Annotated in this window: 19 protein-coding genes; 12 read left to right on the top strand and 7 right to left on the bottom strand. The window is 50.4% G+C overall.

Annotated elements, in window-relative coordinates; genetic code table 11:
• Positions 1-331: 331 nt before the first annotated feature.
• Both C7B82_RS04585 and C7B82_RS04580 read left to right on the top strand, forming a co-directional pair.
• Positions 332-1,723: a hypothetical protein gene (locus C7B82_RS04585; RefSeq protein WP_106255133.1), complete on the top strand. Its 1,392-nt coding sequence runs from the start codon at positions 332-334 to the stop codon at positions 1,721-1,723.
• Positions 1,724-1,822: 99 nt separating this feature from the next.
• A complete protein-coding gene (locus C7B82_RS04580) occupies positions 1,823-2,536 on the top strand; it encodes a hypothetical protein (RefSeq protein ID WP_106255132.1) in 714 nt (237 codons plus the stop codon).
• 8 nt (positions 2,537-2,544) lie between these two features.
• Here C7B82_RS04580 and C7B82_RS04575 read toward each other — a convergent pair whose 3' ends face one another.
• Positions 2,545-3,357 (bottom strand): C39 family peptidase, encoded by an 813-nt coding sequence (locus C7B82_RS04575; protein ID WP_106255131.1) that lies wholly within the window; start codon positions 3,355-3,357, stop codon positions 2,545-2,547.
• Positions 3,358-3,835: 478 nt separating this feature from the next.
• Here C7B82_RS04575 and C7B82_RS04570 point away from each other — a divergent pair, with 478 nt between their 5' ends.
• Positions 3,836-4,969 carry a cob(I)yrinic acid a,c-diamide adenosyltransferase gene (locus tag C7B82_RS04570; protein WP_106255130.1) on the top strand — a complete coding sequence of 378 codons (1,134 nt, stop codon included), beginning with the start codon at positions 3,836-3,838 and terminating at the stop codon, positions 4,967-4,969.
• A gap of 99 nt (positions 4,970-5,068) precedes the next feature.
• Here the strand turns inward: C7B82_RS04570 and C7B82_RS04565 are convergent, their stop codons facing one another.
• Positions 5,069-5,323: a hypothetical protein gene (locus tag C7B82_RS04565; protein WP_106255129.1), complete on the bottom strand. Its 255-nt coding sequence runs from the start codon at positions 5,321-5,323 to the stop codon at positions 5,069-5,071.
• Positions 5,324-5,548: 225 nt separating this feature from the next.
• Positions 5,549-6,226 carry a response regulator transcription factor gene (locus C7B82_RS04560; RefSeq protein WP_106255128.1) on the bottom strand — a complete coding sequence of 226 codons (678 nt, stop codon included), beginning with the start codon at positions 6,224-6,226 and terminating at the stop codon, positions 5,549-5,551.
• 780 nt (positions 6,227-7,006) lie between these two features.
• Between C7B82_RS04560 and C7B82_RS04555 the strand changes: the two genes are divergently transcribed.
• The 6 genes from C7B82_RS04555 to C7B82_RS04530 all read left to right on the top strand — a co-directional run bounded on the left by C7B82_RS04555 (position 7,007) and on the right by C7B82_RS04530 (position 13,821).
• Positions 7,007-8,377: an ATP-binding protein gene (locus C7B82_RS04555; protein ID WP_106255136.1), complete on the top strand. Its 1,371-nt coding sequence runs from the start codon at positions 7,007-7,009 to the stop codon at positions 8,375-8,377.
• Between the two features lie 201 nt (positions 8,378-8,578).
• Positions 8,579-9,370, top strand: a complete 792-nt coding sequence (locus C7B82_RS34155) for an acyltransferase (protein WP_281258927.1) — start codon at positions 8,579-8,581, stop codon at positions 9,368-9,370.
• A gap of 221 nt (positions 9,371-9,591) precedes the next feature.
• On the top strand, positions 9,592-10,035 hold the full coding sequence (locus C7B82_RS04545) for a hypothetical protein (RefSeq protein ID WP_106255127.1): 444 nt from the start codon (positions 9,592-9,594) through the stop codon (positions 10,033-10,035).
• Between the two features lie 425 nt (positions 10,036-10,460).
• Positions 10,461-11,810 (top strand): glycosyltransferase family 4 protein, encoded by a 1,350-nt coding sequence (locus tag C7B82_RS04540; RefSeq protein ID WP_181357346.1) that lies wholly within the window; start codon positions 10,461-10,463, stop codon positions 11,808-11,810.
• A gap of 128 nt (positions 11,811-11,938) precedes the next feature.
• Positions 11,939-13,006 (top strand): tRNA dihydrouridine synthase DusB, encoded by a 1,068-nt coding sequence (dusB, locus tag C7B82_RS04535; RefSeq protein WP_106255125.1) that lies wholly within the window; start codon positions 11,939-11,941, stop codon positions 13,004-13,006.
• 32 nt (positions 13,007-13,038) lie between these two features.
• Positions 13,039-13,821 (top strand): hypothetical protein, encoded by a 783-nt coding sequence (locus tag C7B82_RS04530; RefSeq protein ID WP_106255124.1) that lies wholly within the window; start codon positions 13,039-13,041, stop codon positions 13,819-13,821.
• 41 nt (positions 13,822-13,862) lie between these two features.
• Here C7B82_RS04530 and C7B82_RS04525 read toward each other — a convergent pair whose 3' ends face one another.
• The gene (locus C7B82_RS04525) at positions 13,863-16,556 is read right to left on the bottom strand and encodes a GH116 family glycosyl hydrolase (RefSeq protein WP_106255123.1); all 2,694 of its coding nucleotides are present in this window, start codon (positions 16,554-16,556) and stop codon (positions 13,863-13,865) included.
• Positions 16,557-16,698: 142 nt separating this feature from the next.
• Between C7B82_RS04525 and pdxH the strand changes: the two genes are divergently transcribed.
• The gene (gene pdxH, locus C7B82_RS04520) at positions 16,699-17,340 is read left to right on the top strand and encodes a pyridoxamine 5'-phosphate oxidase (protein WP_106255122.1); all 642 of its coding nucleotides are present in this window, start codon (positions 16,699-16,701) and stop codon (positions 17,338-17,340) included.
• A gap of 93 nt (positions 17,341-17,433) precedes the next feature.
• Here the strand turns inward: pdxH and C7B82_RS04515 are convergent, their stop codons facing one another.
• Together C7B82_RS04515 and C7B82_RS04510 are read right to left on the bottom strand one after the other, a co-directional pair.
• Complete coding sequence (locus C7B82_RS04515) at positions 17,434-18,516, bottom strand: FecR domain-containing protein (protein ID WP_219904008.1); 1,083 nt, start codon at positions 18,514-18,516, stop codon at positions 17,434-17,436.
• A gap of 583 nt (positions 18,517-19,099) precedes the next feature.
• Positions 19,100-19,648 carry a DUF2854 domain-containing protein gene (locus C7B82_RS04510; RefSeq protein WP_106255120.1) on the bottom strand — a complete coding sequence of 183 codons (549 nt, stop codon included), beginning with the start codon at positions 19,646-19,648 and terminating at the stop codon, positions 19,100-19,102.
• Between the two features lie 322 nt (positions 19,649-19,970).
• On the opposite strand from C7B82_RS04510, the gene C7B82_RS04505 reads away from it, so the two are divergent.
• The gene (locus tag C7B82_RS04505; protein WP_106255134.1) at positions 19,971-20,228 is read left to right on the top strand and encodes a hypothetical protein; all 258 of its coding nucleotides are present in this window, start codon (positions 19,971-19,973) and stop codon (positions 20,226-20,228) included.
• A gap of 147 nt (positions 20,229-20,375) precedes the next feature.
• The gene (locus C7B82_RS31935) at positions 20,376-20,552 is read left to right on the top strand and encodes a hypothetical protein (protein ID WP_181357345.1); all 177 of its coding nucleotides are present in this window, start codon (positions 20,376-20,378) and stop codon (positions 20,550-20,552) included.
• Between the two features lie 81 nt (positions 20,553-20,633).
• On the opposite strand, the gene C7B82_RS04500 is transcribed toward C7B82_RS31935, so the two are convergent.
• A complete protein-coding gene (locus C7B82_RS04500) occupies positions 20,634-21,032 on the bottom strand; it encodes a response regulator (protein ID WP_106255119.1) in 399 nt (132 codons plus the stop codon).
• Positions 21,033-21,154: the final 122 nt, after the last annotated feature.

Genomic DNA, 21,154 nt, shown 5'->3' with positions numbered 1-21,154 from the left:
TTTGCTTTAATTGCTCTATGAGGGTCATGGACTGAATGGACTGAATAATAACTACTCAGTCCATCCTCATTTTCTTAATTCTTGTATGAAACCACCCTGGATTACAGATGGCAGATGGGACAGAAATGAGCCAGACTAAGCGCTATCACTTTTATTTACGGCGAATGGCTGTCTGCTTAGGACTTGACTTACTGTCATCATCAGTTGTTGTGTCTGACCGCTTTAATGTGGCACTTTGTTAACGGCATCAAGAATCGCCCTATCCCACAGGCGTTCCTGATACCATGCAAAAACTTCGTGCATCGTGCTCAATCCAAGTGGAGAAACCCCTATGGCGCTTGAACGGGATTGGGAATCGGGACAGGATCAAAAACGCTGCTTGGCGAAGCTGCTTTGGGCGGTTGAGCAGTTGGGGGGTGCTGCTGATGCCGCTCGGTTGGGTAAAACAGCCGCACTGGTGATTCAAACGATGACGGGGCCGTGGCGCTTTTTCCATACGCCTGAGCATATTTTTGAGGTCGGCGAGTCGGGTGACGCGATCGAAGTGTTGGCAGCCTTGTTTCATGATCTGGTTTATGTCCAGGTAGATCAAGGTGTGAGCGTCAATATCAGCGGCTACATTTCTGCCTTTGTTAAAGAAATTACAGGGCAGTTGGTCATTCGCGATCGCACTGAGTTGCCTGATGATCCCATGCTTGAAATGGTGATGCAGCTTTTTGGTTTTGTGCCAGAGGAAGTGCTGAAACCCACAGCTGGACAGAATGAATTTCTTAGCGCTGTGATTGCTGCCAAGTCGTTGGAGCAGTCGCTAGTGGCTGAGCAGATCGCGGAGGTCGTTGCCTGCATTGAGGCAACTATTCCGTTTCGCAGCCTTTCTGAATCGGGCTTAAGTCCGAGTGAGCGTCTCTATGCTCGGTTGCAGCAAACCGCTACGGCGATGGGCTTTGGTTGGCGAGATGAGCAGGTGGCCCAGATTGTGCGGCGATCGGTGCGCCTGGCGAATCGAGATGTCGAAAATTTTGCCTATCCTGCTGCGGCTGACTTTCTCGACAATACGTGGAACTTACTGCCTGAGACCAACCACGACTTGACGAACGCTAATTCGTATACTGTGAGCGGTTATCGGGTCTCGTTGCAAAAGATGGAAGGCTTCATGTATTTTCTGAAGCCCGAACTGGTCTTTCAGCAGTTTCAATCAGAACCGTCTGTGGAGATCTACCAACAGCTGATTGTGCGCACGCAGCGAAATCTAGACGTGGCGAGGCTCTATCTCGGCAGTAAACTACTGTCGATCGCCGTGATCGAAGCGCTATCGCAGCGACTGGGGCAGGATATTCCCCTAGCGACGATGATGGGTGAACTGTCGTCTCATGGGCGATCGATGGCACAGCTAGAGAATTTTTTGCCGCAGCTGTCGATGACCGTTGCACCTGAAACCGATATCGAGGAAGACGTGTTGAGCCTGGTGGAAAAAGGACGAGGGCAATCGTCTTCCTACGACATCAAAAATTCACCCGTTGCGACGTACCTGATTAAATCTGTCGGCTTCCCAGAAACCCGTCGCTTGTTAGTCCACGCCAAGGAATTTTTCAAAGAGACGTTGACGCCAGAAGCGTTTCTAGCAATGTGCGATCGTGCGGTTGTGGAAACAATCACCAATGGCATTCTCGAAGTCTTTGAAAGCCGCAAGATTGCCATGCGTGGGCCTGAGTGTGGCAAGTAATGCTCCTGATCAATGCCCAAGGACGACGTATGATCTGGATGCAGATCCCTTGAAGTTGAATGATTGCTCATGATGAGTTTGCCGTTTAGAAGCCCGCGAATGCTTCATTGGTTGGTGATCGCTGCTACGGCTGTGGCAATGGTTGGCAGTCCGTTTATGGCGTGTGCGATCGCTGCTGAACCCGCACAGCCCGTCCTGCCTGCCAATCTTCGCACTGTCAATCTTTGGATGCGCGTCTTAGGGACTGCCAAACTGCCCGAACCGTGGCGTGCTGCGCCTTGCGATACCAAGGCTCCTTTGCTTTGTGTGTACCATCAGGGCACGTTCGTTGGCACCCTTGAGATGGGAACCTATCTCGTTGGCAGTCGGGCGGACTTAAGAAAGAAGCTGACGGAAGCAGGCGTTCCAGCAAAGGCAAACGCGGCTGACCCTAAGTACCGTAGCCAGCTAGAAAAAGCTCTTAAAGCATGGGTCGCCGATTACTATGCCTTCTTTAAGCAGGATCGTGAGTCAGTTTATGGCAAGCAAATCACGTTTACGACTCAAATCCCATCGCGCGTCCCGATCGGTAAACTGATGGGACTGCGTTACGGCTTTGCTGGTGTCAAGCAAGATAGCAACATCCATGAAAAGCGATTGGGCTATGTTGCTTTTGACGGCACCACTCTTTACATCATCACGACTGCGTTCGATACCATGTCGGAGACGGGCAAGTTTAAGACGCTCGAAGACTTCCAGCGCTTTGAACCGTATTTAACCAAGCTCGTAGCAGGACTGCAATTGCCGATCGCCCAACCTACAGTTCGTCGTTAACCGGTTACTCAAGCCTTCGACAGGCGATGTAGCCACATATAGTCAGACCCTTCGGGGCTGCACTTGCTTTGAATGAGGCTGTTGGAGTAAAAAAGATTTTGCCCTGATTGATCGGTGAGATAGCCAGAAGCCGCCCACTCGCCATAGGGATCGTTGACGTAAAAGCCGCTCTTGTTGTAGCCGCGAATCACTACAATGTGACCAAAGCTGGTGAAGTAACCGTGGACAATGCAGGGACGCCCTTCAGCGATCGCCTTGCGAATGTCAGCCAAGCTTCCCCGCAGAGTGAGGTTGTCCTGCACCCCATATGCTTTCGCCATCTTCGCCAAATCGTCGGGCTCATGACGGCTCAGTTTACTGGCATCCATATACCGATACAGTTCGTCTTCAAACTGCACTGCACTGGTACGTTGCTTGATTTTAAAGTACGCCATCACCATCGAAAAACTGGTGACATTGCAGGCTCCAGTAGGGTTGACCGCGTTATCAAGCTGACTTTTGTAAGGAATGCTGAGCAGCTTGCTTGCTGGAAGGGCACCGGGTGGTGGCGTTGGGGCTGGCAGTGGTTTACTGTAGACGACCTTGCCTTGACTGTCGATGAGCTGCACATGATAGCCGTAAACAAACCAGGTGTTTCGGGGTGGGTCGCCCAGAAAATCGCCCAAAATGGCTACTTTGAGATGGTCATTCTCCACGAATTTCCAGGAGCTTAGCTCAAACACTTTATCGGCGGCAACAGTAACTTTGTCTTTTGCTGCTAGTTTTGAGGAATCGCCCGGTGATTGCTTGAATGTGGTGCTTTGAACGACTTTGAGCTTCATAAACAACGGCCCCTGCAGCTAAATGAAAGCATCGAACGGTCAACACAAGCTAGTCACTGATCATTTTACAGGCTATGTGTTGGTGTCCTTATCCGCACAATCATACCCATCCACACAACTGTCTGTGGATATCAGTCCTGTGCCACGGTTGTCTAAAGGATCGTGATTAACCGCAATCATGGTCTTTTTCTTTGCGGCTGCTAAATTGTACGCTGACCCATCATACAACCCCACATTAAGGTAACTGTAAAATCGTTTTCGATCGCAGGAGTCACGAGTTAGTAACCAGGAGTCAGCGGTTAGTGGTCAGTGGTCGGAAGGCAGGCTTTCTTTTACAACTCAAAACTCAAAGCCCCCTTGATCGAAAAATTCCCCATTTTGGGTAATCAAACCGCTATATGTAGCGTAAACTCACAATCGAACGCACTAAGATGGGTTGAGTTCGATTAAGATGAAGCTACAGCAAGCGTTGAGGCCTATGACACGCGCAGGCATTGGGATTCGGACAGCAAATGCGCGCTCCGAACGGCTCACAGGGCAAATTCATGTTTACGACGGAGCCGGGAAAGGCAAGTCTCAGGCAGCTCTGGGTGTGGTGCTACGTTCTATTGGTTTAGGCATTCATTCTGATCTGCAAACCCGTGTGTTGCTGCTCCGCTTTCTCAAAGGTCCAGGGCGGACGTATGACGAAGATGGGGCGATCGAAGCATTACAGCGTGGCTTTCCCCATTTGATCGATCAAGTGCGCACTGGTCGAGCAGAATTTTTTGGACTGGAAGATATCACCCGCTTTGACAAGCTAGAGGCGCAGCGTGGCTGGGATGTTGCGAAGGGGGCGATCGCGTCCGGTTTGTATTCCGTTGTGGTACTCGATGAACTGAATCCCGTCCTGGATCTCGGGTTGCTGCCTGTTGAGGAGGTCGTGAGTGCCCTCAAGCGCAAGCCCGATCACATGGAAATCATCGCAACGGGTCGTGGCGCACCCCAACCGCTGCTTGATGTGGCTGATTTGCACTCAGAAATGCGTCCCCATTACCATGCAGGTGCAAAAGAACAGGGCATTGCTGGCATTGAGATTTACACTGGGTCGGGCAAAGGGAAATCGACGAGTGCGCTTGGCAAAGCGTTACAGGCGATCGGCAAAGGCATTAGCCAGGATAAATCGCATCGTGTGCTGATTATGCAATGGCTCAAAGGTGGTAGTGGCTATACCGAAGATGCCGCGATCGCTGCTCTCAATCAGAGCTATCCAAATCTAGTTGATCATCAGCGCTGTGGTCGAGATGCGATCGTTTGGCGAGGACAGCAGCAAGAATTGGATTATGTCGAAGCGGAGCGCGGGTGGGAGATTGCTAGGGCTGCGATCGCCTCTGGGCTCTATAAAACCATCATTCTGGATGAACTCAATCCCACGGTGGATTTAGAACTGCTGCCAGAGGAGCCGATCGTTCAGGCGCTTCTCCGCAAGCCTCGTGATACCGAAGTGATTATCACTGGACGCTGCAAAAATCCCCCTGCCTATTTTGATCTTGCCAGCATCCATTCTGAAATGATTTGCCACAAGCACTACGCCGAAAAAGGCATCGACCTCAAACGAGGTGTAGACTTTTAGAAACGGTTGTATGCTTCTGTCGTCGAACCGTTGTGTGAAATGCTTTCCTGAACGATGGCATATCAGTCTGGAACACGATCTAGAAGACGGCTATCTACTCTAACAAGGGTAAATCAACGTTTGGTTGTGTTGAACAGAGGGTTTTGCTGGATTGAACAAACGTTTGGCGCGTTCATCGTGTAGTGCTTGGGTGATGAAAACTTCCCAACAGTTTTTACCATTCACTCGACAACCCACAAACTCAATCTCTCCTGCCCGCCCAAGCTCTTGTTGAAAGTCACTCCAACTTTTGTAGCAATACCAGGCAGCCTCAAAGTTCTGGGTCGCTAGAAAGCTTTGTAAGCAATAGGACATGATCTCTATCTCGTTGGTAATTGATTGTTGTTTGCGCAAAATCTCTCATTAAACACCACCACAATGGCTTGTGTTTACAGCCGTGCCATCCTCCCTATGACAGAAAGCAAAACTGTTTGAGTGAAGCCGTGGCGAATCAAAATAGCGCTTATAGAACCCAAGTCTACTCAGTCTACGAGAGGGGATTGAAGGGGATTTCGGAGGGATTTCGGGGGGATGAAACCACTACTCTACTTGCTTCATCCGGTAGCCCAGACCATGCACCGTTTCAATCAGATCATCAGAGGTGCCGGCAGCGCGGAGCTTTTGACGCAGTGTTCTGATGTGCGTCTTAACGGCTTCTTCGGTTGGGGATTCCTCGAGTGACCAGAGCCGCTCAATGATGCCTGGTCTGCTCAGTACGCGTCGCCCATTTGTGACCAGAAGGTCTAGCAGGGCATACTCCTTGGGCGTTAAGGACAAGGGTTGCTCACCGTAAGTGACATCATAGGTGCTGGGATCAAGACAGAGATCTCCCCAACAAATTTTTGGCTTCATCGTTGCACTGCCGCGCCGTAGCAGCGCCCGAATTTGTGCCATTAACTCTTCAAGGTCGAAGGGTTTAACAATGTAGGCATCGGCTCCTGCATCCAAACCAACGATTTTGTCAGAAATGGTATCGCGAGCCGTTAGCATCAGGACAGGCGTTGAGATGTTGTGTTCACGCAATTTTTGACAAAGTTCGATGCCGCTGAGCTTTGGAAGCGTGAGATCGAGCACCACCAGGTCATACTCTACGGTCTCGAGCCAATCCCACCCCATCGCTCCATCTGGTGCTGTGTCTACTGTATATTGGCGATTGGTTAGTGCCTCTGTCAGCAAATCAGCAATCTGAACATCATCCTCAACGACTAAAATACGCATGTCACTTTTCAGCTTTCAGAATAGAGGTTAAGGCATCCAGGGCTTCTCAGCTTGTCAATTTTTAAAATGCTTGTCAATCCTTTAAGTGCCTGTTCACACGCTGTTTAACTTGAGGGTGACTTTGTCGATGGCTACAATTAAATTGGGTTATCCCTGTCGATCGCTTAGGATCGTGGATTAAATAAAATCGACAAATTATTTGCAGGTAGGGGCGTAAGGCCGTGCGCCCCTACGGGAAATGCCGGAGTTATTAAATTCTTGTTCCTTAGATGCAAAAAACCTCACTGATTTCAACTGATTGATAAGCGACTTGCTTAATTGGCAAAATCATCGTAAATGGCTGAATGGGATGAAAGAGAAGATAGACGTTATTGGTTTGAGGGACGTAACCCAATCTCTGCATGGTTTACACTCATAGCCTTTGGCATGTCTGCACTAACGCTTTTCTGGTGTTCTGGATGACTTTGGAGCGTGGATTAAATAACATCGGTCATCCTCACGGTAAGGGCTTAGCATTCGGCAGGGTTACCTTCGGCTACGGTAAGCGCTTTTACCCGAATGCTAAGCCCCTACAAAATTGTCGGTTTTATTAAATTCTCATTCCTTTCCATCCTATAAATCATTGTGTTCTCTACTTCACGATCGCTATATTAAGACTTTTATTAAGGCTATCTAGCCAATAGTTAAACCCATCAAAAACCACAGCACTTAGTGATGATAAAACGGCTTCAAACATACCTCATCGTGTTTCTCAAAGGGGTAAAACGATTACTAAGACGTTTGAAACGGGCACTGAAAGGAAAATGGATTACAGCTAGCTTTTGTTTGGGATTACTACTGGTAGCTACGATTAGTGCTGCCTCCTATCGAAACGCTAAGCGGCTGATTAATAATGCCATTCACCTCCATCGAGGCAATGAGATGCTCCAAATTCTTTCTGGTGTTTCTATTACTCTTGCTCATACTGAATTTAGGCGAACAGATGATCTATTGCTCAGCAGCTTAAGTGAGTTAAAGGTCTATGAGACAACCATTCAAGGCCTGACGCCGCAACTGATCAGGCTGAATCGATCGCGCCCTTATAGTGATAGACAACAGCAGTACCTCGACGCTCTGGATAGACTGATTCGTCAACGAGAAGCTTTGTTCCAGCAATTGATTGTACAGCGACAGAGTGGCCAAACGAATACTAGTGCCATTACAAAGCTTGTGGTTCAAGTCAAGCAAAACCAAAGCGGTATTCGCCAAACCATTACTGCTTTGCGAATCAATGAGGAAGACTTTTTAAAGAGCCAGACTGAGTACTTTCAAACTGGCTTTGAAAACAGAATGTTGCTTGAGCTAGTTGGCACGCTGTCGACCTTCATGCTGCTGTTTGGTATTTACGGCTTAGCGTCTTATCAAAAGCGGAAGCGGCAACAGGCGGAAGCGCAGCAACAGGCTCTGGCTCAAGTAACCGCACTCAGCGAACTCAAGCTACAGTTTCTCTCGATGGTTTCGCATGAGTTTCGGACGCCTCTCAGCCATATTCTGGGCTCTTCTCAACTTCTGGCGGAAACACTCAAACCGCTAGTGGAACCAGCCAAACTGAAGAACCTCTACCGCATTCAAGCCTCTGCCAAACTGGTGACGCAACTGTTAAATGATGTGCTTACATTGGCGCGTGCCGATGCGGGGAAGCTAGAGTACAACCCCAGCCAAATCGAGATTCAATCGTTTTGCCTCAACCTGATCGAAGACTTTCAATTGTCCAATGAGTCTCAGCAGGTCATTAAATTTTCACGACAGGGCGATCGCACGCATGCCTGGATGGATGCACGCTTGATGTATTCCGTGCTCAGCAACTTACTCTCTAACGCGATTAAATATTCACCCCCGTCCAGTACGATCACGTTTACGCTCATCACGGCCTCGGAGGCGATCGCGTTTCAGATCAAAGATGAAGGCATTGGGATTGACAAAGACGATCTAGCCGCCTTGTATAACCCTTTCATCCGTGGCAAGAATGCTCAGAAGGCCTCTGGAACAGGGCTAGGGTTAGCTTTAGTGAAAAAGTGTTTGGATTTGCACCAGGGGCAAATTACGGTTGAGAGCGACGTTGGGGTAGGCACTATTTTCACAGTCACAGTGCCTCAGGGTAACGATCTCTGAGCCAACAAGGTTGTCGATCATGGCCCATTGATATCTTCCCGAAATCCCTCCGAAATCCTCCCCAATTCCCAACCCTGTCTTCAGTAAGCTAGAGCAAAGTTGATGGCTTTAGTCCTGCCTTGCTTTTTAAGCCTTGCTTTGCATGGGTTTAACAAAAGAGCACCTCAATCGTTGTTCATTCCTTTACTTGAAACCATTACTATGCAAATGACTCACGCTGGTTCTTCTGAAACTTGGTCACGTGTGAAAGAACTACTGGTAAGCACGCTAGTTGGTAGCCTTCCCAGCAAGCCGGGAAAGCTGCTCCGACGTTTGCTGTACCGTCCTATCCTTAAGACCATCGGGAAAGGTGTAAATATTGACCATGACTGCAAATTCTTGGGTGCTCAGCGGATTCACCTGGGTGACGAGACCTTCATCAGCCACAATGTTTCCTTCGCGACACTGCCCAACAATCAAATTGTGCTGAGGCCGAACGTGAGCCTTGGTGACAATGTGAGCCTGAACAGTGATGGCCATGACAGCAAAATTCTCCTCCATGAGGGCGTTAAGCTCGATCGTGGTGTTGATCTTAGAGCACACGGGGGCTGTATTGAAATTGGTCAGAACACGTATATTGGCCCCTATGGCTGTTTAGCGGGTCCTGGTTGTATCCGCATTGGTCGCGACTGCATGATTGCCTCTCATACAGGTATTTACGCGAACAACCATAATTTTGATGACCTGACCCGCCCGATCAACGTGCAGGGGACGACCAATCAAGGAATCGTTATTGAGGATGACTGCTGGCTCGGTACTGGCGTAAAAGTTTTAGATGGCGTGACGATCGGTAAGGGGTGTGTGATTGGTGCGGGAGCCGTTGTCACTAAAGATATGCCACCGTTTTCAGTTGCCGTTGGTGTGCCAGCAAAGGTGATTTCTCGCCGCCAGCACTCCAAACAAGATCGAGTCAAAGTTTGTCGTGCCGAGGTTGTCTGCAGCAGTAGCGTTTAGTCTGAGTCTCAATAACGTCTTCACACTTAATAGATTTTTTGTGAAAAGAGGCCTCTTTCTTTGCGGGAGCGATGTAACTTAAATTACTTTGGATCTGCTACGTGTTCAGCTATTTAGAATTTACTTTCTGGCTAGTTTTAGCTTCTTTGACAGCAACCTGAACGCATGATTAGGCGACTGGCAGAGATGGGAATCACCAACATACTCTGATTGTAATCACTATGGACTTGCTTAAAGCTTTCACCTGGTCTCTGCATTGGTTTAAAGTTCCGCCCGTCAGCGACCTGCTGCTTTTCCAGAAAATTGCTGCTAACGGAACGAATGTTGCTGAACGGAGGCTCAAGCGCGCACTCGTTTGCGCGAAAGCGCAGCAGTTCAGCCAAGCGATCGCTCTCCTAGAAAAGATCCCTCCAAACTCTAGCGTTTACCTGGAGGCTCGGAAAAACTTATTAGAGTATCGAGAAGCCTATCACTTACAGTCCCAGCGATGGTTTGAACGGGCAGTGCTCCAAAGCAGCAGAAACAACTTTTCTGAGGCTATCCGGTTGCTTCGCCAGATTCCGCCAAAGGCTAGCATTTATGCACAGGCACAGGCAACTCTTGCAGAATATCAACGGACGATCGAGCAGATCTATCTGAGGGGTGGCTCTGCTGGCATTCGTTAACTGAATTTTAGGGTCAGTCACTTGCTCCTCTGATATGACTCGACTAGCTTTGAGTGGTGCGGCAGTGAGGTCACTCCTGTGGTTGCCTGATGCGGCTAATTTGTAGCAGAAAAAACCGGATCTAAAGTTTGGTGGGTCAGTACTAGTACTTACAGCCGTTTGCAAATGGGTCAGCCACAATCGAGCATCCTGCTCGCAGGCGTGAACCAGACGCTCACACTCAGTCGATGTGGCTTATTCAAACGAAAATTGCTGTAATAGGCGTCCCTCGGAAGGCTATCCGCTTTTGGGGCGGTCAGAGGATGCCTGACTTCTCACAAAGGTTCAAGAAGCACTTGTCACATTGAGGCAGTACTGCAACAGTGACACTTAACCTCCTCTTAATGAACGCTTCCAAAAGTTTCGCCTGGACATTTAAACGCTGCATGCAAGAAAACACACTGAATAACGAAAGCAAGACACCTACGCCTTTAGAAACGTCGGGCGATGGCAGGCTTTCTGTTGCCTACTTTGCGCCAGGTTGGCCACCTGGAGCCTTCTCTAATGGGATCGTGACCTATGTTGCCTCAATCGCTAAAGGCATACGCGAACTTGGACACGAGCCGCATGTTCTGACCTATCAACTGGAACGCTCAAACGCTTCAAACCGCGGCCATCAGAATGTGCTTGAGCTATCCTCTCGTCGCCGCTCTGGTGAGATTATGGGGCGGTTACGTGATGCTGTAGGCTTAAGAATCCGCCCAGAACGGTTTTTTAGGGCTGCTTTTGCTCGTGGGGTGCGCAGAGGCGTTGAGGCCTTAATGACTAGCGGCGATTTGGATCTACTCGAAATCGAAGAGAGCTTTGGCATGGCTGGCTTTTTGCGCGATCGCCTCTCTGTTCCGATCGTGCTGCGCCTCCACGGCCCCTGGTTTCTGAATGGAGCAGCTATGGGAGCGCCGCAAGAAGAAGATTTTTTGCACCGGGTTCAAGACGAGGGGCAGACGATTGCCAACGCGTTTGCCGTTACAGCGCCCTCACAGGACGTTCTAGAGCAGACCCGTCAATATTACCAGCTTCCCCTGGAGCACGCAGTGGTGATTCCCTGTCCCATTGCGCCAACACCCTCAGAGCAGCGTTGGCAGCCACAGCACTGCGATCCCAACGTTATTGGCTTCATTGGTCGTTTCGATCGTCATAAGGGTGGCGATCTCATCATTGATGCGTTCGCCGAGGTCTTACAAGACTTTCCTAACACCCGACTCATTTTTGCTGGCCCTGATCGGGGCTTTAGAGATGACAATGGTCGCAAATGGCAGTTGGAGGAATATGTGCGCGATCGCCTGCCTGGAGCACTTGAAACAGGACAAATTGAGTGGTTGGGGCAGCAACCACCGGCAGTGTTAACTGACTTGCGGCGGCGAGCGCAAATCACGGTAGTGGCGTCACGTTACGATAACTTTCCTTATACGGCATTGGAGGCGTTGAGCTTGGGCTGCCCGATCGTAGCGGCTCGTGCAGGGGGCATTCCCGAAATCGTCACAGATGAAGTCTCTGGGTTGCTCTTCCAAAGTGGTGATGCAGCCGATCTGGCCATTCAGTTGCGTCGCTTGCTGCAAGACCCAGGCTGGGCGGCTCAACTTGGTCACCAGGCGGCCGAGTCGTGCGCTGAGAGGTTCTCGCCCACAGTGGTTGCCCAACAGTCGATCGACTTTTATCGGGAGACGTTGGCACGCTGGTCTTCAAGCAGTGGGTCTTTAGAAGAATTGCGAGGTGCTCAGCGTCAGCGCAGCTAGTGGAGAAGGCTTCATTTTTCACGCGGCCGTAGTCGCTTGCAGCTGGTCATAGCCTGCGATCGATATTCCAACGGCACAACCCACCAATCGATCATTTATCCTGGATAAGCATCGATCGGTCTATAGCTATGATTTCTTTGTCTCCCAACCTGAAAGCTCGACTGTCCACTCCCTTAAAGATTGGGTCGTTTGAGGTCAACAGTCGTGTGTTGCAGTCGCCGCTGTCGGGTGTCACCGATCTGGTTTTTCGGCGTCTGGTGCGTCGTCATGCACCAGAGTCGATGATGTATACCGAGATGGTGAACGCCACAGGGCTGCACTATGTGAAGGATCTACCGATCATTATGGAGGTTGATCCGAAGGAGCGTCCCATCAGCATTCAGCTCTTTGATTGTCGTCCTGACTTTCTGGCAGAAGCGGCTCAAATGGCAGTGGCAGAAGGAGCTGACACTGTAGACATCAATATGGGTTGTCCGGTAAACAAGATTACCAAAAATGGGGGTGGTTCTTCGCTGCTGCGCGATCCAGCAACGGCAGAGGCGATCGTTCGTGCTGTTGTCAATGCTGTCGATGTTCCTGTCACCGTTAAAACTCGTATTGGCTGGACGGATCAGGAAATCACGATCCTGGATTTTGCGAAACGGATGGAGGATGCTGGCGCGCGGATGATTACTGTTCACGGGCGCACTCGATCGCAGGGTTACAACGGTAATGCGAAGTGGGAATGGATCGCCAAGGTGAAGGAGATTCTGACGATTCCCGTCATTGCGAACGGCGATATTTTCTCGGTGGAAGCAGCGGTGAACTGCCTGGAGCAAACAGGTGCTGATGGCGTGATGTGTTCACGCGGGACGATGGGCTACCCGTTTCTGGTGGGTGAGGTTGATCATTTCCTGAAGACTGGAGTGCTGAAGCCAACTCCCACAGTTGTAGAACGACTCCAGTGCGCCCGTGAGCATTTGTACATGCTGTGGGAATATAAGGGCGATCGCGGGGTGCGTCAGGCACGCAAACACATGACGTGGTATGCCAAAGGCTTTACTGGAGCGGCTGATCTGCGCGGGCAACTGAGCACGATCGAAAATGTGCAGCAGGGGTTAGATTTGATTGATCGGGCGATCGAGCGGTTGATGCAGAGTGACGAGATAAATACTACATTGTCATACGACGAAACCGCTGCCTTGGTGACCGCTTAATCGAGTAGTCGTTTAGAAGCAATTTAATTGTGATGAAGCCCGAAGTCATTGCTGCGAGCATTGCCGCCATTGTTGCGATTATTAGCGCCGTTATCAGTATTTACGGTCAAACGCGAATTGCCCGCTTAACGGATCGACTGTCAAAGCAACGTGAAGCCGAATCGCGTGAAGCTCAGACGGCTACTTTAATGTCTAAGTATCGCGATCCCTTATTGCGCTCCGCGATCGATCTTCAAAGCCGTCTGTACAACATCCATCAGAATAGATTTCTGGAGCGCTTCTACCTTGAATCCCCCTCCGCCCAAAATTACGCACTTTACAACACCCTCTATGTTGTGGCGGAATACCTTGGCTGGGTAGAAATTCTACGCCGAGAGATTCAGTTTTTGGATTTGGGTGATCTAGAGCGAAATCGTCGCCTGAGTGAACTGCTAGCCAGCATTAATACAGCCTTTGGAAAGTACAACTCTGGCAGCCGTTTTCGCCTCTTTAATGGCGAACGGCGGGCGATCGGGGAAATCATGACAGTGCCTCGCTCCAATAGCCAAGTGATTGGCTATGACTGTATCGGTTACGCCACATTTGTGAAAAGGATGAGTGAACCAGAGTTCGCGGAATGGTTCAAAAACCTAAGAGATGATATTGACTTAATGGCAGCGTCAAAGGTTGATTTGGCAAGACTCGTGTTGATTCACAGCAAGCTGATCGATTTAATCGATTTTCTTGATCCTCATCAAATTAGAGTGCCACCAAAGGACCGCACCAAGATTGAGCCGCCACAAGTAGATGCACGCAATGAACCAACAATCTCTTAAAGCTATCAGCTTTTTAACTACGTCCGTAAATTTAGAACAGCTTAGTTATTTGCAGAGGTTATGGATGGGTTTGCGATCGTCAGTTCTCTGTAAATTGCCCAAATGGCTGGTGCTCGTAAGTAATGACAGGCACGAAACGTCCCACTCGCCGTAATCGCCTCTGGTGTACGGAACTGTAGCCCATTCTCATAAATTTGTTTCACTACCGCTTCGGTAATCTGCATCGCTTCCTCGGTCATGCCCATTTGCGCGAGAAACGCCGCCAGCCCAAAGTTAATGCCTGTCCAAACTTCCAGGGGATGAGTCGCATTGGGGTTTTCGGGGGCACCGTTGGGACGAACGCCATTGGCAGCGCCGATCGGGTGGGGAGTGGGGAGTGGGGAGTGGGGAGTGGGAGGGGAGTTATGAGTTATGAGTAGCGCTTCGCGCCGCTTCGCTAGAGAGTTTTGAGTAGAAGAACCGAACTCAGTACTTTCGATCGCTCCGTGTCTCTGCGCCTCTGCGGTTGCCTCTTCCTCAGCCGCTCTTGCTTCCTGCACAGAGGTAAATGTTTGAGCACTCAATGCACCAGATGCTAGATATTGATTGAACTTCACAAAACAAGCCTCATAGACCGTTTGTAGCGCTGTTCTGGCGCATTCATCGGGTACCACATCGGGGAGTCCCAACAGTCGAGCGTAGAACTGTCCGCAGAGTTGGTCAGCCATCACGACATCCGAGCCACTGTTGCTGTCAATGCGGTAATAATTCCCGTTCCAGAGCTTTCCCTGATAGACAGTGCGGGATTGGTCGAGCCAGGATTGGCATTGAGAGACAAAGGCTAAAGGATGAAGGCTAAAGGCTAAAGGATGAAGTTTCCCTTGACCTTCTGACTCCTGACTCCTGACTCCTGACTCCTCTAGGATTCGCCCGATCGCGATCGCGGCCTCTAACGCTGTAATCCACAACCCACCGCAATAGGCGCTTACCCCTTGTAATTTCCAATCATCAAATGTTTGATCCGGTGCACCGGAGTTTTCGGGAATGCCATCACCATCTAGATCGAAAGTTTTGAGATAGGTGAGGGTTTGCACGATCCCCTCCCAGCATTCGGCAAGAAACTCCACATCGGTTGCGCCTGTGAGCAAGTAATCACGATAGACTTGCAGCACAAAATCGCTGGGCAGGTCTTTCCAGAGGTTACAGTCCTGGTAGCTGGTATAGTTAGTTTTCTCCCAAACATGCTCGTTGGGTGCGCCTAAGTCGTGCGGGGTTGCGCCTGCGACTTTGCGGGCGGCTAGAGGACTTTCAGCGCCAATCGTGGTGTAGTAGCCGATGACGCGTGTGCGATCGTCGCGGGCAGGGATGGCTCGTGCAAACGCGCGAATCACCGCTTTTTCGAGCTTGGGAAACAGCATCAGCAGCGCAAAGGAGCCATAGAGCCGCACATCCAGGCTTTCGTACCAGCGGTAGTCGATGCATTCCAGAACGGCAAATTGCCCAACGGGATCGCGTTCATCGGCCGCACTCCAGAGTGTGCCGCCATCGGTCAGGTTGTACAACTCATTGAACAGCGCCATCTTGAACCAGTTGGGCAAAGCTTCCTGTTCAATAAGCGGCTGCTGCCAGTCCTGAATTTTTTCGTGCCAGGTTTGGTGATGCTTGAGGGCAGTACGGGCGATCGACCACGCATTGCACCCATTGCGCCCAAAAAAATCTGTGTAGCGCCGAAAGTACTCAATGCCTTGAGCCAACTCCGTCACGGGAAAATCCCACGTCAGCACGAAGGGAATGTGCCGTGTTTGCCCTGGTCGCAGAGTGAAGCGAACAGCGATCGCGGCTCCCAGCTGTTCTCCTGCTGCTGCTGGCGTATCATCATCAAAATCCGTCAGCGAACCATCCTGAGCAAAGGTATCCCACAGGTCAGCACCGTCTCCTACTGGATTCCAACGTGTTTGGTAGAAGACTTCTTGCAGGTTGGGATCGAGGTAGGTGGCGATCGACCATTGACCGTCGCCTTCAGCCTTTCCCAACACCACACCAAGACGCTGTTCGTCTCCTATGAGCCGATTAAAACTCCCTTCGCTCTCTCCCAAACGCGGCTGATAGTCGTAAAAAGGGCTGCCATCGTCCCGTAGCTTTACATCTGGCGACTTCAAGGCATTCGTAAACCAACCCACCATGTTCTGCCAGGTCAGCATCAAGCTTAAGGTGATCGGTTTGTCGGTGGGATTATGCGCCGTCCAGCGAAACACCGCAACGGGATAACTGCTCTCCTGGTAGTTATGTGCCCAAATCGGTGAGAACTGCTCACAGGTTAGCTCTGCCTGAAACACGTTCTCGTAAACAAACCAACTGCGCGGATAGAGTGCGTGATAGGTGCCTGTGGCGGCGTTCTCTGTAATATCCCTGTGAGAGGGATACCAGTCCCAGGATGACAAACTACCGTCTTTTGGCGGTTCTGTACATAGCGCATACGCCTGGTTTTGTTCACCAGCCTGCTCAAAAACGCTGAACTGACAGGCGGGCATCGACTTGAAGATGTGCTCACCGCCGTCGATATGCCAGAGATTGAAGTCCCCACGGTGCGATCGCCCGATGCAGCCTGCTCCAAAGCCACCGAGCGGCATCCCATGCCAGGGACCGTCATCCAGATTGCTGGTGTAACGGACAGTATACGGTTTGTCCCAACCTAACCCAAGGGGACGGTTCCAGGCACAGGAGGGAATTTCAACAGGCGATCGGGGGTTTTGCATTTCCTGATTTTAAGGGGTGAATGGCCTGATTTTAGGGGATGAATCGGTAGAGCGCTCGCTCGCTTGACGATCGCTTGGGCAAGCGACTTATCATACGAAACAGTTGAGAATCCTGCATGCTGCCTTTGCGAGCAACTATACAATGACCCAATCCCTTGCTGACCTTCGCCACAACTACACGCTGGAGCAACTTAACGAGACAGACGTTGATCCTGATCCTATCCTCCAATTTCGACGTTGGTTGGATCAGGCGATCGCGGCTGAGTTACCTGAACCCAATGCCATGACCCTTGCCACAGCAACCAGCAATGGTATCCCTTCTGCTCGTATAGTGTTGCTCAAAGGCTTGGATGAGCGTGGCTTTGTTTTTTACACCAATTATGAGAGTCGAAAAGGCCAGGAACTGGCAGAGAACCCTCAAGCGGCGCTGGTTTTTTTATGGACGTTGCTGGAGCGTCAGGTTCGCATTGAAGGACGAGTTGAGACGATCGCCACAGCGGAAACCGATGCTTATTTTCTGAGCCGCCCCTTAGCGAGTCGTTTGGGTGCCTGGGCGTCGGACCAAAGTCGCGTGATTCCCCATCGTGACGTGTTGGAGCAACGCTTTGCAGAGTTGAAGGCCGCTTATGCAGAGAAGGCTGTGCCTCGCCCACCGCACTGGGGTGGCTATCGGGTGATACCGCATCAGATCGAGTTTTGGCAGGGACGTACCAGCCGCTTACACGATCGCCTCCGCTACCGCCTGGAACAAGGCAACTGGCTCCTTGAACGTCTGGCACCCTAACGTGGCTTGAGACGGGCAGTGAAAACTGCGACCAACCCTGGAAGCTGCTCAACATTGAGAACGAAGCCTCGCTGATCAGGCAGGACTTGAGCTTCAGGGAGCAAGTCCTGGTGTGGTATTTGCTTGCCCTGGTGGTGGACTGCCACTTTGCCCTGGAGTCGTGCCTGCTAAGCCTGGAGCTGTGCCTGCTAGTCCTGGTGGTAAGCTGCCGCTTCGCCCGGTCGTCGTTCCCGCTAAGCCCGGAGGGCTACCCAATTCTGAAGTTGGGGCACCGATCGCGGGTGAATTGCCCCCTGGTAAGCCTGGTGGAAGCGCCACTGTTGACGGAAAAGCAGAGGGGAACGCAGCTGTTGGAGGCACCAGCAAGTGATCGGTTGGCAGGGCGATCGTCCTGGAGGCCTCAGTCGCCTGATTCAAGGTCGTGCTAGACGTGGAAGTTGGCTGATTTCTCTGAGGGGCTCTGGCATTCGCATCTGACGGCTGACTATCCGTGGCTGTCACCTCGCTGAAAGACCCAAGACTGGTTTGTATTTTTACAGCCTCAGAGGTTTCGGCTCGAACTGCCGCAATCGCTGGATCGGTTGGCGCTGCTGCTTGTTCATTTAAGGCGGGGCGCTGTAAATCCAGCCCTTTGACCAATTCGCTGGTATCGTAAAATGTCTTCAAGTCAAAGCGATAAATTTGCTCAATGCGATTTTTCACAATGACCACAATCTGACCGGCTCCGAGTGATTGCGTTTGAGCACGATCGCGATTCGTAATTTCAATGCCACTGTCGGTCAATGCTCCAATAATGGTGACGTCTGTTTCCGGCAGATAGCGCACAAACAGCGCCGATCCACGAATACCAGCGGCAGCATTGGGTGTTTGAACCTGTGTTTTTCCGCGACCCGGCGGCACTAAGAGCAGCAGCGTCCCGTTGGAAATCTGAAAAGTGCGAGTATTGGGCAGAAAGCGAAACAGCGCTTGACCACCGACTCTTGCCAGCGAACCATCATTAAAGCGGAGTTCGGCGAGAGCCGCACGAGCTGTTGCGATCGCATCACCAGGAACGAGTGCATCGTTGACCTTGGCTGATCGTGGCGCTTGATTTTTCAGTATGAGCTCTACCGCATTCCGCAGCGATGCAATAACTGCACGATTGAGCGGCACTTCGGCATGAGAAGCAGAAGGCAAGCACACACTCCCACTCCAAAGGCTAAGCGCAACGAATGGAGCTAGGTAACGAGACAGGTATCCTTCAACCATAAGGCACTTCAATCATGAGACGGTTCTTGTAGTGCAGCCCCTCCAAACTCAGCGCGATGCCATTGGGTTGGGCACTCAATCGCCAGCCCAATAGAATTTATAGCTATAGCCATACTGGTTAGGACGGGGTGCAGGGGTGGAACCCCTGGCTGGGGGCACGCCCCCACGCCCCCTTTAATCCCAATGTCCTAAGCTTTGTGACAACAGCCATAACTCCAATGGTTAGTTTGAATAATTCGGCTCAAACCCGATAAAACTTATCAGGAAAATGAACTTTCGGGAAAAACCAAGGTGTTGATTGACTGTGGAACCACAGTTTAAGAAAAGGCAATCTGGAGTGCTTTGATTCAGGTAATGCCACCCTGAGGAGCCTCAAGCTACTGCTTGCGATCGCGCGGTCGATGCTATTGTTGTGAACCAACTATATCGCAGCGATTTCCTAGCAGCCTTGCTGCCAGCCAAGCCTTATTCACAACCTCATATTTTTACGATCTTAATTAAGCCTTTGCTCCTAAGGTGCAGCAATGAGCGCTACATCCACTCGTCGATCGCCCGCTGGACTTACACTTGCCTTAACCCCAGGCCCAAAAAAGCTAGCAATCTTGTCCTGCTTTTCTTGCCAAAGCTCAAGGGGCATCAGCGGAGACTCGAACTCCAGCACTAGAGTATAGGCACCGGCTGTTTCAACTTCTTGCACCCCGACTAAAACAGGGCATTCTTCATCCGTCGGGCTTAAGCCGAGTCGCTCTAATGAACTGTCAAGATGCGCGCGCTGGCCGTAACGATAGCGGGTCACATCTTGACGAATCTGGTTTTGAGTTGCAGTTGCTTGCTGTTCTCGCAGGGCAAGCACGCTTTCAGCGGTGGGCTGCATTAACGGTACGGGTTTTAGCTCCGAGGCTTTAAGCGCAAGCCCTCCTAACAAAAGTGGGATACCGTAGAAAAAGCCGACCAAATTCAACGTTGCGTTGTCGGTGATGAAGTATGCCCAAAAACCAACGACGGTTAAGATACCGCCGACGCTAAGACCCAGCGTTCCCAGAGAAGTTTGACGTAACATAGATTATAAGGTCTAGCAGATTCGTAGATTTCATTCTAAGTTCATTATCCTTCTCTTAGGACTCTTAGGACGTGTGTAACGTCATAGCGTGCATACAGGGTCGGAACGCTTACACCCACGCCTCACGGTAAGAGCGAACACGATCGCAGTTTTGGACTCGTGTCATAAGGTTAGTAAGCGTAGGCTACTGTTCTGTTAATTTCTTTTGAGAGCTTAAAAACACTCAAAAACTAAGCCCAAAATCATTCCTGAGCCGTCAATGAAACGTTGACAGACGATTAAACACATCCGTTGGTTTTATTTTCTTTATTTGGGTGCTTCTATGTTTAAGGACGAAAATCGACGTAATGGCGACAAGGATTCGTTACTGGAGCAGCTCAATGCCTTAAAGCAAGAGGACGAGACACTCTATAACATCCTGGCAGTGGATGTTTGGGCACTTGCTAAAACCATGGATGAATTTCAACCAGGTTTTTGGTCAGCGTTTATGAAAAATCGCGATCTTGCCCTCAAACGCTTCATTGATGAAGTGATGAGGAGCAAACCCGTTGATGTCAAACGTCCGCCCTACCTGCGCTAGAGCTATGGCATGGTGCTAGACCACTCGATCTAACCAATGATTGATGCTGTACTGTTCGCAGCCCCGTGTGGCTGATTAGAAGATAGGCTTTACAATAGAAACCTGGCAGTCACCCATTCAAGCTAATAATCGGCAAAGGAAGCGCCAATGATTAACCCTGAAACCCTGCAAGAGCGGATTGCCTTAATTCAAACTAAGCGTGAATCACTGGTGCGATTGCTAGAGCAGCCAGATCTGGGCACGTTGAGGATTGATGTCAACCAGGCGATCGAAGAAATTGATGATTTATTGGATGAGTTTAAGCAAACGTTTCCAGGTTCGTAGTCAGGCAAGCGTCGCCTCGTTTTGCTTTGATTAGCAGCAAAACAGGGCGATCGAATGTAGTTGATCGATTGCTGTGGTCGCCTAGTTGTTGGCTGTGCGTTGACCAAGCTGCCTGACCATTTCGATCAATTCTGACGTTGCAGTGTCTTTTTTACAGAAGGCATCAATTTTTGCTGTTTGAATCATGACCTCAGTTTGGGGATCATCCAATGAAGAATAGGCAAGAATTTGAATGCTCGGATGGGTGCTTTTGATCTGAGTGGAAGCGCTCAGGCCATCCATGACAGGCATTTGGAGATCCAGAATAATGACATCTGGCTGCTGTTCTTTCACTAAGTCGATCGCTTCTTGACCATTACTTGCCAAGCCAACTAGATCAATGTCGGCTTGGCTCCGAAGAGCCAAGCTTAAGCTCAGTCGGGTAAGTTCGTGGTCATCAACAATCAGAACACGAATGATGGATCGTTCACAGGTCAACATCCTAACCCTGCTAAATTACTAAACATAAGCATGTGCTTCTTTGTCTAAGTTAGGACTTACGCATTGACAAAAGTAGCAATATCTGGGGTCAGGTAGCAATCGGTTTGGAGAGGTGTTCCAAA

Origin of the sequence: Stenomitos frigidus ULC18 (assembly GCF_003003795.1) — a bacterium.
In the GTDB taxonomy this organism is placed as follows: Bacteria; Cyanobacteriota; Cyanobacteriia; order Leptolyngbyales; family Leptolyngbyaceae; genus Stenomitos; species Stenomitos frigidus_A.
The sequence above is the reverse complement of the archived record's forward strand: the minus strand, read 5'-3'. Positions and strand labels throughout refer to the sequence as shown.

Excerpts from the sequence above, each read along its gene's own strand:
- C7B82_RS04525 (WP_106255123.1), bottom strand. The coding sequence starts at position 16,556 with ATGCAAAACCCCCGATCGCCTGTTGAAATTCCCTCCTGTGCCTGGAAC.
- C7B82_RS34155 (WP_281258927.1), top strand. The coding sequence starts at position 8,579 with ATGCAAATGACTCACGCTGGTTCTTCTGAAACTTGGTCACGTGTGAAA.
- C7B82_RS04530 (WP_106255124.1), top strand. The coding sequence starts at position 13,039 with ATGAAGCCCGAAGTCATTGCTGCGAGCATTGCCGCCATTGTTGCGATT.
- C7B82_RS04565 (WP_106255129.1), bottom strand. The coding sequence starts at position 5,323 with ATGTCCTATTGCTTACAAAGCTTTCTAGCGACCCAGAACTTTGAGGCT.
- C7B82_RS04585 (WP_106255133.1), top strand. The coding sequence starts at position 332 with ATGGCGCTTGAACGGGATTGGGAATCGGGACAGGATCAAAAACGCTGC.
- C7B82_RS04505 (WP_106255134.1), top strand. The coding sequence starts at position 19,971 with ATGTTTAAGGACGAAAATCGACGTAATGGCGACAAGGATTCGTTACTG.
- C7B82_RS04580 (WP_106255132.1), top strand. The coding sequence starts at position 1,823 with ATGCTTCATTGGTTGGTGATCGCTGCTACGGCTGTGGCAATGGTTGGC.
- C7B82_RS04500 (WP_106255119.1), bottom strand. The coding sequence starts at position 21,032 with ATGTTGACCTGTGAACGATCCATCATTCGTGTTCTGATTGTTGATGAC.
- C7B82_RS04510 (WP_106255120.1), bottom strand. The coding sequence starts at position 19,648 with ATGTTACGTCAAACTTCTCTGGGAACGCTGGGTCTTAGCGTCGGCGGT.
- C7B82_RS04575 (WP_106255131.1), bottom strand. The coding sequence starts at position 3,357 with ATGAAGCTCAAAGTCGTTCAAAGCACCACATTCAAGCAATCACCGGGC.
- dusB (WP_106255125.1), top strand. The coding sequence starts at position 11,939 with ATGATTTCTTTGTCTCCCAACCTGAAAGCTCGACTGTCCACTCCCTTA.
- C7B82_RS04570 (WP_106255130.1), top strand. The coding sequence starts at position 3,836 with ATGACACGCGCAGGCATTGGGATTCGGACAGCAAATGCGCGCTCCGAA.
- C7B82_RS04545 (WP_106255127.1), top strand. The coding sequence starts at position 9,592 with ATGGACTTGCTTAAAGCTTTCACCTGGTCTCTGCATTGGTTTAAAGTT.
- C7B82_RS04560 (WP_106255128.1), bottom strand. The coding sequence starts at position 6,226 with ATGCGTATTTTAGTCGTTGAGGATGATGTTCAGATTGCTGATTTGCTG.
- C7B82_RS04540 (WP_181357346.1), top strand. The coding sequence starts at position 10,461 with ATGCAAGAAAACACACTGAATAACGAAAGCAAGACACCTACGCCTTTA.
- pdxH (WP_106255122.1), top strand. The coding sequence starts at position 16,699 with ATGACCCAATCCCTTGCTGACCTTCGCCACAACTACACGCTGGAGCAA.
- C7B82_RS31935 (WP_181357345.1), top strand. The coding sequence starts at position 20,376 with ATGATTAACCCTGAAACCCTGCAAGAGCGGATTGCCTTAATTCAAACT.